General features: G+C 48.1%; 10 protein-coding genes and 1 pseudogene. All 11 read left to right on the forward strand.

The window, feature by feature from the left end; all coding sequences use genetic code 11:
* Nucleotides 1-1,242 (forward strand): colanic acid biosynthesis phosphomannomutase CpsG (cpsG, locus tag OGY71_RS01225; protein WP_286612693.1); only part of this gene is annotated, 1,242 nt, incomplete at its 5' end.
* Between the two features lie 54 nt (nt 1,243-1,296).
* The gene (gene wcaJ / locus OGY71_RS01230; RefSeq protein ID WP_126317720.1) at nt 1,297-2,691 is read left to right on the forward strand and encodes an undecaprenyl-phosphate glucose phosphotransferase; all 1,395 of its coding nucleotides are present in this window, start codon (nt 1,297-1,299) and stop codon (nt 2,689-2,691) included.
* Nucleotide 2,692: 1 nt separating this feature from the next.
* Nucleotides 2,693-4,171: a colanic acid undecaprenyl disphosphate flippase WzxC gene (gene wzxC / locus OGY71_RS01235; RefSeq protein ID WP_286612695.1), complete on the forward strand. Its 1,479-nt coding sequence runs from the start codon at nt 2,693-2,695 to the stop codon at nt 4,169-4,171.
* 23 nt (nt 4,172-4,194) lie between these two features.
* Nucleotides 4,195-5,475, forward strand: coding sequence for a colanic acid biosynthesis pyruvyl transferase WcaK (gene wcaK, locus OGY71_RS01240; RefSeq protein ID WP_003834242.1), 1,281 nt, complete (start codon nt 4,195-4,197; stop codon nt 5,473-5,475).
* A complete protein-coding gene (gene wcaL, locus OGY71_RS01245; protein ID WP_003834240.1) occupies nt 5,472-6,692 on the forward strand; it encodes a colanic acid biosynthesis glycosyltransferase WcaL in 1,221 nt (406 codons plus the stop codon). The genes wcaK and wcaL overlap by 4 nt, the downstream gene beginning before the upstream one ends.
* Before the next feature lie 11 nt (nt 6,693-6,703).
* Nucleotides 6,704-8,098, forward strand: a complete 1,395-nt coding sequence (wcaM, locus tag OGY71_RS01250) for a colanic acid biosynthesis protein WcaM (protein WP_003834238.1) — start codon at nt 6,704-6,706, stop codon at nt 8,096-8,098.
* Between the two features lie 165 nt (nt 8,099-8,263).
* A complete protein-coding gene (gene galF, locus OGY71_RS01255) occupies nt 8,264-9,157 on the forward strand; it encodes a GalU regulator GalF (protein ID WP_003834236.1) in 894 nt (297 codons plus the stop codon).
* 351 nt (nt 9,158-9,508) lie between these two features.
* The gene (locus OGY71_RS01260; RefSeq protein WP_003834233.1) at nt 9,509-10,639 is read left to right on the forward strand and encodes a glycosyltransferase; all 1,131 of its coding nucleotides are present in this window, start codon (nt 9,509-9,511) and stop codon (nt 10,637-10,639) included.
* Nucleotides 10,640-10,649: 10 nt separating this feature from the next.
* On the forward strand, nt 10,650-11,765 hold the full coding sequence (locus tag OGY71_RS01265; protein WP_003834232.1) for a glycosyltransferase: 1,116 nt from the start codon (nt 10,650-10,652) through the stop codon (nt 11,763-11,765).
* 7 nt (nt 11,766-11,772) lie between these two features.
* Nucleotides 11,773-13,197 carry a mannose-1-phosphate guanyltransferase gene (cpsB, locus tag OGY71_RS01270; RefSeq protein ID WP_410198767.1) on the forward strand — a complete coding sequence of 475 codons (1,425 nt, stop codon included), beginning with the start codon at nt 11,773-11,775 and terminating at the stop codon, nt 13,195-13,197.
* A gap of 16 nt (nt 13,198-13,213) precedes the next feature.
* Nucleotides 13,214-13,422: pseudogene (locus OGY71_RS01275) on the forward strand (phosphomannomutase CpsG); the annotation flags it as partial.

A 13,422-nucleotide genomic window follows, 5' to 3' on the forward strand; every position in this document is an offset into this window, starting at 1 on the left:
GGCGGCGATGTGCGCCTGACCAGTGAGACGCTGAAGCTGGCGCTGGCGAAAGGACTGCAGGATGCAGGCGTGGATGTGCTGGATATTGGCATGTCGGGTACCGAAGAGATTTATTTTGCCACTTTCCACCTGGGCATTGACGGCGGTATTGAAGTGACCGCCAGCCATAATCCGATGGATTACAATGGCATGAAGCTGGTGCGGGAAGGGGCTCGGCCCATCAGCGGTGATACCGGTCTGCGCGACGTGCAGCGCCTGGCGGAAGCCAATGACTTCCCGGCGGTTGATGAGACAAAACGTGGCCGCTACCAGCGCATTACTACCCGTGATGCCTACATTGACCACCTGCTGGGTTACATCAATCCAGCCAACCTGAAACCGATGAAGCTGGTGCTCAATTCCGGCAACGGCGCGGCAGGTCCGGTGGTTGACGCCATTGAAGCCCGTTTTAAGGCGCTGGGCGTGCCGGTCGAGTTCATCAAAATTCACAACATGCCGGATGGCAACTTCCCCAACGGTATTCCCAATCCTCTGCTGCCGGAATGCCGGGCCGACACGCGCAATGCGGTGATTGAACACGGCGCGGATATGGGGATTGCCTTCGACGGTGATTTTGACCGCTGCTTCCTGTTCGATGAAAAAGGTCAGTTCATTGAAGGCTACTACATTGTCGGCCTGCTGGCGGAAGCGTTTCTGGAGAAGAATCCGGGGGCGAAAATTATCCACGACCCACGCCTGTCCTGGAACACCGTGGATGTGGTGACGGCGGCAGGCGGTAAACCGGTGATGTCTAAAACCGGGCACGCGTTTATCAAAGAGCGGATGCGCCGTGAAGATGCCATTTATGGCGGTGAAATGAGTGCGCACCACTATTTCCGCGATTTTGCCTATTGCGACAGCGGAATGATCCCGTGGCTGCTGGTGGCGGAGCTGCTGTGTCTGAAAGGGCAGTCGCTGGGCGAACTGGTTCGTGACCGGATGGTGGCCTACCCGGCGAGCGGAGAAATAAACAGTACACTGGCAGAGCCGACGGCGGCGATTGCGCGCGTGGAGCAGCATTTTTCCCGTGAGGCGTTGTCGGTGGACAGAACGGACGGTATCAGCATGTCGTTTGTCGACTGGCGCTTTAATTTACGCTCATCCAATACCGAACCGGTGGTGCGCCTGAACGTGGAATCGCGCGGAGATATTCCGTTGATGGAAGCGCGAACGCGCACTCTTCTGGCGTTACTGAATCAGTAATGCTGGTGCTTCCTTTGCCCGATGCTGGGCAAAGGGTGACTAACAGGAACCACGATGACACATCTAAAAAAGCGCGAACGCGCCAAAACCAATGCGTCGTTAATTTCGATGGTGCAACGCTTTTCAGATATCACCATCATGTTTGGCGGGTTGTGGGTAATCTGCGAATTAAGCGGTTTGCCTTTCCTGTACATGCACCTGCTGGTGGCGCTGATCACGCTGGTCGTTTTTCAGATGCTCGGTGGCATAACGGATTTTTATCGCTCCTGGCGTGGTGTCAAAATTTCCACTGAGCTGGTGCTGTTACTGCAAAACTGGTCGCTGAGTCTGATTTTTTGCGCAGGTCTGATCGCCTTTAATAACGATTTTGACAACCGTCTCGCCGTCTGGCTGGCGTGGTATCTGCTATCCAGCGTTGGCCTGGTGTTGTGCCGTTCGTTTATTCGCTACGGCGCGGGATGGATGCGCAATCGCGGGTACAACACTCGTCGGGTGGCGGTGGCAGGTGAGCTGCCAGCCGGACAAATGCTACTGGACAGTTTTCGCCATGAACCGTGGCTGGGGTTTGAAGTAGCAGGTGTCTATCACGATCCTATCCCTGGAAAAAACTCCCGCGACTGGGCCGGTAATCTGCAACAACTGGTGGATGACGCCAAAGCCTCACGCATTCATAACGTTTATATCGCCATGTCGATGAGCGATGGCGCCAGCGTCAAAAAACTGGTGCGTGAGCTGGCTGATACCACCTGTTCTGTGATCCTTATTCCTGATGTCTTTACCTTCAACATTCTGCATTCACGGATTGAAGAGATGAACGGCATTCCGGTGGTGCCGCTGTATGACACGCCGCTCTCGGGGATTAATCGTCTGTTAAAGCGCGCGGAAGATATCGTGCTGGCTTCGCTGATCCTGCTGCTTATTTCTCCGGTGCTGTGTGGCATAGCGCTACTGGTAAAACTGACCTCCAAAGGACCGGTGATTTTCCGCCAGACCCGCTATGGCATGGACGGCAAACCGATCAAAGTCTGGAAGTTTCGTTCGATGAAAGTGATGGAAAACGACGCGGTGGTGACGCAGGCGACGCAAAACGATCCGCGCGTTACCCCTGTGGGGAATTTCCTGCGCCGAACGTCGCTCGATGAACTGCCGCAGTTTATTAACGTGCTGACCGGAGGCATGTCTATCGTCGGGCCACGCCCGCATGCGGTGGCGCATAACGAACAGTATCGCCAACTGATCGAGGGGTACATGTTACGCCATAAGGTGAAACCGGGGATTACCGGCTGGGCGCAAATCAACGGCTGGCGGGGTGAAACCGATACGCTGGAAAAAATGGAAAAACGTGTGGAATTTGACCTCGAATACATTCGCGAGTGGAGCGTGTGGTTCGATATCAAAATTGTTTTTCTGACGGTATTCAAAGGCTTTGTCAACAAAGCGGCGTATTAACATGAGTTTACGAGAAAAAACGCTTAACGGCGCAAAGTGGTCGGCGATTGCCACGGTGATCATCATTGGTCTGGGGCTTATCCAGATGACCGTACTGGCACGGATTATTGATAACCACCAGTTCGGGTTGTTAACCGTGGCGCTGGTGATCATCGCGCTGGCCGATACGTTGTCTGACTTTGGTATCGCCAACTCAATTATTCAGCGTAAAGAGATTGGCTATCTTGAACTGACCACGCTGTACTGGCTCAACGTTGGGATGGGTATCGTGGTATGCGTGGCGATGTTTCTGTTGAGCGAGACGATTGCCCATGTGCTCAATAACCCAGAACTGGCACCGCTCATCAAAACCTTATCACTGGCGTTTGTGGTGATACCGCACGGGCAGCAGTTTCGCGCGCTGATGCAAAAAGAGCTGGCCTTCAACAAAATTGGCATGATTGAAACCAGTTCGGTACTGGCCGGTTTTACCTTTACCGTAGTCAGCGCCCATTTCTGGCCGCTCGCACTGACGGCCATTCTCGGGTATCTGGTAAACAGTACGCTACGTACGCTGCTGTTCGGCTATTTTGGTCGCCGGATTTACCGTCCGGGGCTGCATTTTTCTCTGGCATCGGTTTCGTCGAATCTGTGTTTTGGTGCGTGGCTGACGGCAGACAGCATCATCAATTACATCAATACCAACCTTTCCACGCTGGTTTTAGCCCGCACGTTGGGAGCTGGCGTGGCGGGTGGATTCAATCTCGCCTGGAATGTGGCGGTTGTCCCCCCGATCAAACTGAACCCGATTATCACCCGCGTGCTGTTTCCGGCGTTTGCCAAAATCCAGGACGACAGTGAAAAGCTGCGAGTGAATTTTTACAAGCTGCTGTCGGTGGTTGGGATTATCAACTTCCCGGCGCTGCTGGGACTGATGGTGGTGTCGAATAACGTGGTGCCGCTGGTATTCGGCGAGAAGTGGAACGGCATTATCCCCCTCCTGCAACTGCTGTGCATTGTTGGGCTGCTGCGCTCGGTGGGGAATCCAATAGGATCGCTTTTGATGGCGAAAGCGCGGGTTGATATCAGCTTTAAATTCAATGTGTTCAAAACCTTTCTGTTTATTCCCGCCATTTTCATCGGTGGACATCTGGCCGGGGTAATTGGCGTGACGCTGGGCTTTTTGTTGGTCCAGGTGATTAACACCGTCCTCAGCTATTTCGTGATGATTAAACCTGTTCTTGGCCCCAGCTACCGCCAGTACATGCTCAGTCTTTGGCTGCCGTTGTATCTCTCCTTGCCAACCCTTGTGGTGAGTTATGCGCTGGGTGTGTTGCTGCATGGGCAACTGTCGTTGGGCGTGTTGTTGGGGAGCCAGATAGCGGCAGGGGCGCTGGCGTTTGCGCTAATGATGGTGCTGTCGCGTCATCCGCTGGTGGTGGAAATAAAACGCCAGCTCTGTCGCAGTGAAAAAATGAAAACCTTGCTCCGTGCAGGATAAGAACAACGCTTTAAGAGGTCATAATGAAACTATTAATTTTGGGCAACCATACCTGCGGGAACCGAGGGGATAGCGCGATCCTGCGCGGTTTGCTGGATGCCATTAACGCGTTGCGTCCTGAGACTGAAGTGGATGTTATGAGCCGTTACCCGGTGAGCTCCTCATGGTTGCTGAACCGCCCGGTGATGGGCGATCCGCTGTATTCGCAGATGAAGCAACACAACAACGCAGCGGGTGTTATGGGGCGCGTGAAGAAAGTGCTGCGTCGCCGCTATCAGCATCAGGTACTGCTCTCGCGTGTTACCGACTCCGGTAATTTGCGCAATATCGCTATCGCCCAGGGTTTTACCGATTTTGTTCGTCTGCTGTCGCGCTATGACGCCATCATCCAGGTCGGCGGATCGTTCTTTGTCGATCTGTATGGCGTACCGCAGTTTGAACATGCCCTGTGTTCGTTTATGGCGAAAAAACCGTTGTACATGATTGGTCACAGCGTTGGGCCATTCCAGGATGAGCAGTTTAATCAACTGGCGAACTACGTGTTTGGTCACTGTAATGCGTTGATTTTACGTGAATCCGTAAGTCTTGATCTGATGAAGCGCAGCGCAATTACCACGGATAAAGTTGAAACAGGCGTGGATACGGCCTGGCTGGTCGACAATCATCATGAGGATTTTGAGCCAGGTTATGCGGTACAGCACTGGTTAGATATGGCGGCTAAACAGAAGACCGTTGCCATTACATTACGCGAGTTGGCCCCTTTTGATAAGCGTCTGGGGACAACGCAGCAGGCCTATGAGCAAGCCTTTGCCGGGGTGGTGAACCGCATCCTCGATGAAGGTTACCAGGTGATTGCACTGTCAACATGCACCGGTATTGATAGTTACAACAAAGATGATCGCATGGTGGCGTTAAACCTGCGCCAGTATGTTAACGATTCGTCCCGATATCACGTGGTGATGGATGAACTTAACGATCTGGAGATGGGGAAGATTCTGGGAGCATGCGATCTGACGGTGGGTACTCGCTTGCACTCGGCCATCATCTCGATGAATTTTATGACGCCAGCCATCGCCATTAACTACGAGCATAAATCGGCAGGGATTATGCAACAGTTGGGGTTGCCGGAGATGGCTGTCGATATTCGCCATCTGCTCGATGGCAGTCTGGAAGGAAAGGTCGCCGATACCCTCGGACAGTTACCTGATCTGAACATACGGCTTGGGGATGCTGTGACACGCGAACGCGAACGCGGGGTACACATGGTGCAGTCGGTTTTAACGCGCATTGAGGGGGAAAAATGAAGATTGGCTTTTTCCTGCTTAAATTTCCGCTCTCTTCTGAGACCTTTGTACTCAATCAGATAACCGCATTTATCGATATGGGCTACGACGTGGAGATTGTCGCTTTGCAGAAGGGCGATCTTGAAAATACGCATGCCTCATTTAATACCTACCGGCTGGGTGAAAAAACGCGCTGGTTGCTCAATGAACCGGAAAGCAAACTGGCGAAGCTGAAATATAGGGCCGCGGCGGCTCTGCACGGTCTCACCCGCGCAGCGACCTGGAAGGCGCTTAATGTTGCACGCTATGGCGAGGAGGCGCGCAATCTGATTTTGGCGGCTATTTGCGGCGGGAATCCGCAGGCGTTTCAGGCGGATGTCTTTATTGCTCATTTTGGGCCGGCAGGCGTAACCGCCGCCAAGTTGCGTGAGCTTGGGATGATCCGCGGAAAAATCGCCACGGTTTTTCACGGCGTCGATGTTTCGCATCGGGATGTGCTTGCTCACTATACCCCTGAATATCAGCAGCTGTTTCAACGTGGAGATTTGATGTTACCCATCAGTAATCTCTGGGCTGGACGTTTAAAAAACATGGGGTGCCCGCCGCAAAAAATCGCGGTTTCGCGTATGGGTATCGACATGACACGTTTTAGCCCTCGTCAACTGAAAGCCCCAGCCGCACCGCTGGAGATTATCTCTGTCGCCCGGTTAACCGAGAAAAAAGGACTGCATGTCGCCATCGAAGCCTGTCGGCAGTTGAAAGAGCAGGGCGTCTTATTTCGCTACCGCATTCTTGGCATTGGTCCCTGGGAGCGTCGTTTGCGTACGCTTATCGAGCAATATCAGCTTGATGATGTGATTGAGATGCCCGGCTTTAAACCCAGTCATCAGGTAAAGGAGATGCTTGAGCAGGCGGATGTATTTTTGCTGCCGTCGATCACCGGAAGGGATGGCGATATGGAGGGTATCCCAGTGGCGCTGATGGAGGCGATGGCAGTGGGGATCCCGGTCATTTCTACCGTCCACAGTGGGATCCCGGAGCTTGTCGAGTCGGGTAAATCTGGCTGGCTGGCACCGGAAAATGACGCGCAGGCTCTGGCAGAGAGATTAGCGGCATTTAGCCTACTCGATAGTGAGCAGGTGCAACCGATTGTGCAGTGCGCGCGCGAAAAAATTGAAAAAGAATTTAATCAATTAGCGATCAATAAACAGTTAGCCAGTCTGCTACAAACGATGTAAATCGAGGTTGTATGTCAGAGAACAAACTCTCACGCCGTACTTTTCTGACGGCAGGCTCTGCGCTTGCCGTGCTGCATTTTCCCGTTGTCCGGGCGCTTGAATCATCGGACTGCGTCAACATTCAGGATTACAACCCAAAGGATTGGGTCGCTTCTTTCCGGCAGGCGTTCCCAGAAGGACAAACGGTAGTCGTACCCAAAGGACTGGAATGTAAGGATCTCAATACTGCTGTCGTTATTCCTCCTGGCAAAACGCTACACCTGCAAGGCAGAATCAGCGGCAATGGCCGTGGTCGCTTTGTTCTGCAGGATGGATGTAAGGTGATAGGCGATCAGGGCGGGAGCCTGAGAAACATTACTCTCGATGTGCGCGGTTCGGATTGCGTGATAAAAGGGATTGCCATGAGTGGTTTCGGGCCAGTGACGCAAATCTATATCGGCGGCAAAACACCGAGGCTGATGCGTAATCTGGTTATCGATGATATTACCGTCACACGCGCTAACTATGGGATCCTGCGTCAGGGCTTTCATAACCGGATGGATGACGTAAAGATTACAAACTGCCGTTTTAGCGATCTACAGGGGGATGCCATTGAGTGGAATGTGGCGATCAACGACAGCAACATCCTCATTTCTGACCATGTCATTGAACGTATTAACTGTACCAATGGCAACGTGAACTGGGGCATCGGCATCGGGCTGGCGGGCAGTACCTATGACAATTCCTATCCCGATGAACTGGCGGTAAAAAACTTTGTCGTGGCGAATATCACCGGTACCGACTGTCGACAGCTAGTCCATGTAGAGAACGGCAAACATTTTATCATTCGTAATATCACTGCACGAAATATTACCCCAGATTTTAGTAAGAAAGCGGGCATTGATAATGCGACGGTCGCTATTTATGGATGCGATAATTTCGTGATTGATAATATCAATATGGAAAATAGCGCAGGTATGCTCATTGGCTACGGTGTTATTAAAGGACGATATTTATCCATTCCGCAGAACTTTAAGTTAAATAATATCCATCTGGATAACACAAAACTTGAATATAAATTACGCGGCATTCAGATCTCATCAGGTAATGCAACGTCGTTCGTGGCCATCACCAACGTTGAGATGAAGCGAGCCACGCTTGAGTTGCACAACCAACCGCAGCACCTTTTTTTACGTAACATCAGAGTGATGCAGCAATCCGCAACAGGACCCGCGCTAAAGATGCACTTCGATCTACGCCAGGATGTGCGCGGCAAGTTTATGGCCAGACAGGACACACTACTCTCACTGGCCAACGTACATGCGGTAAACGAAAGCGGGCAAAGTTCAGTTGACATCGATCGGGTAAACCATCAGGTGGTGAATGTCGAAGCGGTGAATTTTCGAATGCCGGGGCAGGGGAGGTAACTTTGCGACCATTCCTGGCAAAAGTTGTACCCGCCTGGGATTAAGATTACTGCATTCCGCAGTTAAGCGGCGTAACATACGCGGCATCGGAGTAATGTAATTCATACTGGCTAAAACAAGCTAAAAAGCTATAATTCAACAACAATTGAATAGGTGAATGACTTAATGATTAATTTGAAAGCAGTTATTCCGGTAGCGGGTCTGGGGATGCACATGTTGCCTGCCACGAAGGCAATCCCTAAAGAGATGCTGCCGATCGTAGACAAGCCGATGATTCAATACATTGTCGACGAAATTGTAGCTGCCGGTATCAAAGAAATCGTTCTGGTGACTCATGCGTCTAAGAATGCAGTTGAGAACCACTTCGACACCTCTTACGAACTCGAATCACTCCTAGAGCAGCGTGTTAAGCGCCAGTTATTAGCCGAGGTGCAGTCTATCTGCCCTCCGGGCGTGACTATCATGAACGTTCGTCAGGCTCAGTTGCTGGGTCTGGGGCATTCCATTCTTTGTGCTCGCCCTATCATTGGCGATAACCCGTTTGTCGTGGTATTACCTGACGTCGTTCTGGATACCGCAAGTGCGGATCCGCTGCGCTACAACCTCGCTGCTATGGTTGCTCGTTTTAATGAAACCGGGCGCAGTCAGGTGCTGGGTAAGCGTATGGAAGGTGATCTGTCTGAGTACTCTGTTATTCAGACCAAAGAGCCTTTAGACAATGAAGGTAAAGTCAGTCGCATCGTTGAGTTCATCGAAAAACCGGATCAGCCGCAAACGCTTGATTCCGATCTGATGGCTGTAGGGCGCTATGTGCTTTCTGCTGATATCTGGGCAGAGTTGGAAAAAACCGAACCAGGTGCCTGGGGGCGTATTCAGTTAACGGATGCCATCGCGGAGCTGGCTAAAAAACAGTCCGTTGATGCCATGTTGATGACGGGCGACAGCTACGACTGCGGCAAGAAGATGGGTTACATGCAGGCATTCGTTAAGTATGGACTGCGTAATCTGAAGGAAGGTCCGAAGTTCCGTAAGAGCATCGAGAAGCTACTGAGCGAATAGAAGTTCACGTCTTTGTGATGGTAAGCCAGAAAAAATAGCGGCAGCTAACATCCCAGCGTCTGTGCTTTAGGCAATGGAATGTTACTGTCGTTTTTTATATTAAAAATGAAGGATTACAATAAGTTAACCTACCAAGTTTAATCTGTTTTTTGTTGGATTTTTTCTTGTTTCTGGTAGCATTTGGTAAGACAATTAGCGTTTGAATTTGAGATGGCTTTGCGATAGGTAGCAGGGCTGGATACATCTTTGGCATTTTGTTAGTGCACTGGTAGCTGTTAAGCCTGGGGCGGTAGCATGCCTTTTGATTACGTATGTTATTGACATCATATGCGAATACTGAATGAGTACTGAATGAGAAAGATACTTTTTATTTCAATGAGTTTAGGTAAGAATGACTATGGTGGGGCAGTCGTTTCAAATACGAATTTTTTAGCTTTAAAATCTTTAGGGTCACATGAGATATATTCTATCACTATCTTAAAAGATATCGCTGATGCGCCTGATAATGTTGATTTTTTATTAACGGGCAGTAGCAGTAGGTTGTCTACTGCCTTTTCAAATCTTCTGGGGTTTTCTGGTAGGCTTAATTTTTCCGTGATGCGAAAGATAAAAAAAATAATAAAAGATGTTCGGCCGGATATTATCTACCTTGATTCTAGTCTTTTAGGTGGTATAGCAAAGTATTGTAGGGAGAAATTCAATGATATTCTAATTGTTACTTTTTTTCATAATGTTGAAGTTGATTTTGAAATATCACGAATTTTGTCTGGCAGAATCTATTTTCTGCCATCATTATTAGCCACTCTCTTTGCAGAAAAATTTGCGGTAAGACATAGTGATGTAATTATTACATTGCATAATAATGATTCAGTGCGTTTGAAAAATAAATATGGACGAGAAGCTGATTATATTGTCCCTGTCTGTATTAAAGAAAAGGAAGCGAGGGTAGACACTTTTAAGCTTAATGAAAGCCCAGGAAGTAAATTAAAACTGGGGTTTATTGGTAGCGCTTTTTTTGCTAACATTGAAGCTGCGAAGTTTATCTCCGAAAAGCTAGCTCCTAATCTTGTCGATGTTGCTCATTTTTATATTTGCGGTAATGGGTTTGAACGATACGAATCACTGTGCTCTGATAATGTAACAGTGTCTGGGTATATTGATTCTCTGAGTGACTTTTATTCTTCTATAGATGTGATGGTTTTCCCTATATTTACTGGGGCTGGAATGAAAGTAAAAATAGCCGAATCATTAATGTACAATAAAATTATCATAGCATCTCCATTTGCACTTATTGGGTATGAAAAAATAATCGATGGGGTTAATGTTATTTCATGTGATACGAATGAGTCATTTTGTACCATGATAAATAAGGTTTCGCATCATGAATATACAGATTACAATAGAAGAGCATACTTAACCTATTTTTCTGAGCAATCATGTAAAAACCACTTTAAGAATATATTTAATAGCATAGAAAAATAGGTATGTAAAAATGAAAGTTTTGCAACTATCCAAGTTCTATCCTCCTATTTTTGGCGGCATAGAACAAGTCGCATTAGATATCACCGAGGGGATGAACGAGAAAGATATCAGTGTTGATGTACTCAGTGTTAATAATACAAACAAAACTATAGTGAGTGTAGATAATTCATCGAAAATTATCCGAGCAGCAATTTTATTTACACTGCTCTCGACTCCAATTTCGATTTCATATATATTGGCATGGTGGAGGGTGCGCAATGATTATGATATTATCCATGTGCACTTGCCTAATCCTTTGGCTGTTCTAGCACTAATTTTATTTCCTCCTGCTGCACCGATTATTTTACATTGGCATAGTGATATCGTCAAACAAAAAATGGCATTGAAAATATTCAAGCCTCTTCAAAATGCCTTATTAAAGAAGGCAAGTAAGATAATAGTTACTTCTGATATTTATGGTCAATCGTCTAGTCAGTTAGTGAAAGTTAGAGATAAAATAATCAGTGTGCCAATTGGAATTGAACCTAATCGATTGCCTATTAATGAAAATTTATTGGCGCACTTAAAAAAGAAATATAAAGATAAAAAAGTAGTGTTTTCCCTTGGTCGACTAGTCTATTACAAAGGTTTTAATAATCTGGTAAAAGCAATGAATTTTCTAGGGGATGATGTTATTTTATTGATTGGAGGGCAGGGTGAATTATTTGATGAGTTGTCAAGATGTATTATTGAAAATGGATTAAAAGAAAGAGTTGTACTGTTGGGGGCTATCAAATACGAAGAACTTTCCGCTTATTATATGCTTTGTGATGTGTTTTGTTTACCATCAGTACATAAATCTGAAGCTTTTGGCGTTGTACAATTGGAGGCTATGAGTTATGGAAAACCAATTGTTTCTACAAATATAAAAAATAGCGGTGTTCCGTGGGTTAATAAAAATGAAGAGTCAGGACTGGTGGTGGAGCCTAATGATCCAAGGGCATTAGCATATGCGATAGGCTCTGTATTAACTAGGTCTGAATATTTCGCTCAAGGTGCATTAGAACGGTATCATAATATGTTCACTAGAGATAAAATGATTTCTAATCTGGTTGATGTTTATTCCAATATCCACAAAGGTAATTAGCAATAGTATGATTATTCCTATTATACTTGCAGGAGGGGCTGGAAGTAGGTTATGGCCGCTCTCACGTGTGCTTTATCCGAAGCAATTCTTGCGTCTAAAGGGTGACCTCACTATGATGCAAGCCACCATTTCTCGTCTGAATGGCATGGATTGCGAAAGTCCAATAGTGATTTGCAATGAACAGCATCGGTTTATTGTTGCTGAACAGCTGCGAGAAATGGGGCAATTAACAGAGAATATTATTCTAGAGCCCGCTGGCCGTAATACTGCACCTGCTATAGCCTTAGCTGCTATGGCTGCCAAGCAACGTTATACGGATGTCGATCCGCTGATCCTTGTACTTGCAGCTGATCATATCATCAAGAATGAAGAATTATTTCGTAAAACAGTGCTAAGTGCTGTTCCCTATGCTGAAAGTGGAAAACTGATGACTTTTGGCATTGTACCTGACCAACCTGAAACCGGGTATGGCTATATTCGTAGTGGTGAACCTTCATGTTTAGCTGGTCAAGCGCTGGTCTATAACGTTGCGCAGTTTGTTGAAAAACCTAATCTGGAAACCGCACAGGCGTATGTGGCAAGCGGCGACTACTACTGGAACAGCGGTATGTTCCTGTTCCGGGCCGGTCGTTACCTGGAGGAACTGAAAAAGTATCGTCCCGACATCCTTGAGGCCTGCGAAAACGCCATGAGTACGGTTGACCCCGATCTTGATTTTATCCGCGTTGATGAACAGGCGTTTCTCGCCTGTCCGGAAGAGTCGGTGGACTATGCGGTAATGGAACGTACGGCCGATGCGGTGGTGATGCCTATGAATGCAGGCTGGAGCGATGTCGGCTCCTGGTCTTCGCTGTGGGAAATCAGCGCCCATACTGCTGAAGGTAATGTACATCACGGCGATGTCATTAGCCACAAAACGGAAAACAGTTACGTCTATGCCGAATCCGGGCTGGTGACGACCGTCGGGGTTAAAGATCTGGTGGTGGTGCAGACCAAAGATGCGGTACTGATTGCCGATCGCAACGCGGTACAGGATGTCAAAAAAGTGGTGGAGCAAATTAAAGCTGACGGACGTCATGAGCACCACATTCACCGCGAAGTTTATCGTCCGTGGGGCAAATATGACTCCATTGATGCCGGAGACCGTTACCAGGTCAAGCGAATTACCGTCAAGCCTGGCGAGAGATTGTCTGTACAAATGCACCATCACTGTGCTGAACATTGGGTTGTTGTCGCGGGGACAGCTAAAGTAACAATTGACGAATCAACTAAATTTGTTTGTGAAAACGAATCTGTCTATATACCTATTGGTTCAATTCACTGCCTAGAGAATCCGGGGAAAATACCGCTAGAAGTCATCGAGGTTCGGTCAGGATCTTATTTTGAGGGAGATGATATTGTTCGGATATCAGATAAATATGGACGAGTCTAATTCGAGAAAAGTAGATATGAATAAGCTAACCTGCTTCAAAGCCTACGATATCCGGGGCCGACTGGGCGAAGAGTTAAATGAAGAGATTGCGTGGCGTATTGGCCGCGCTTACGGCGAGTTCCTGAAGCCAAAAACGATTGTCCTCGGCGGCGATGTGCGCCTGACCAGTGAGACGCTGAAGCTGGCGCTGGCGAAAGGACTGCAGGATGCAGGCGTGGATGTGCT

The sequence above is a fragment of the Citrobacter sp. Cpo109 genome, from assembly GCF_030332565.1.
In the GTDB taxonomy this organism is placed as follows: Bacteria; Pseudomonadota; Gammaproteobacteria; order Enterobacterales; family Enterobacteriaceae; genus Citrobacter; species Citrobacter portucalensis.

Coding starts and splice junctions, on each gene's coding strand:
- galF (WP_003834236.1), top strand. CDS start 8,264: ATGATTAATTTGAAAGCAGTTATTCCGGTAGCGGGTCTGGGGATGCAC.
- wcaJ (WP_126317720.1), top strand. CDS start 1,297: ATGACACATCTAAAAAAGCGCGAACGCGCCAAAACCAATGCGTCGTTA.
- cpsB (WP_410198767.1), top strand. CDS start 11,773: ATGATTATTCCTATTATACTTGCAGGAGGGGCTGGAAGTAGGTTATGG.
- wzxC (WP_286612695.1), top strand. CDS start 2,693: ATGAGTTTACGAGAAAAAACGCTTAACGGCGCAAAGTGGTCGGCGATT.
- wcaL (WP_003834240.1), top strand. CDS start 5,472: ATGAAGATTGGCTTTTTCCTGCTTAAATTTCCGCTCTCTTCTGAGACC.
- OGY71_RS01260 (WP_003834233.1), top strand. CDS start 9,509: ATGAGAAAGATACTTTTTATTTCAATGAGTTTAGGTAAGAATGACTAT.
- wcaK (WP_003834242.1), top strand. CDS start 4,195: ATGAAACTATTAATTTTGGGCAACCATACCTGCGGGAACCGAGGGGAT.
- OGY71_RS01265 (WP_003834232.1), top strand. CDS start 10,650: ATGAAAGTTTTGCAACTATCCAAGTTCTATCCTCCTATTTTTGGCGGC.
- wcaM (WP_003834238.1), top strand. CDS start 6,704: ATGTCAGAGAACAAACTCTCACGCCGTACTTTTCTGACGGCAGGCTCT.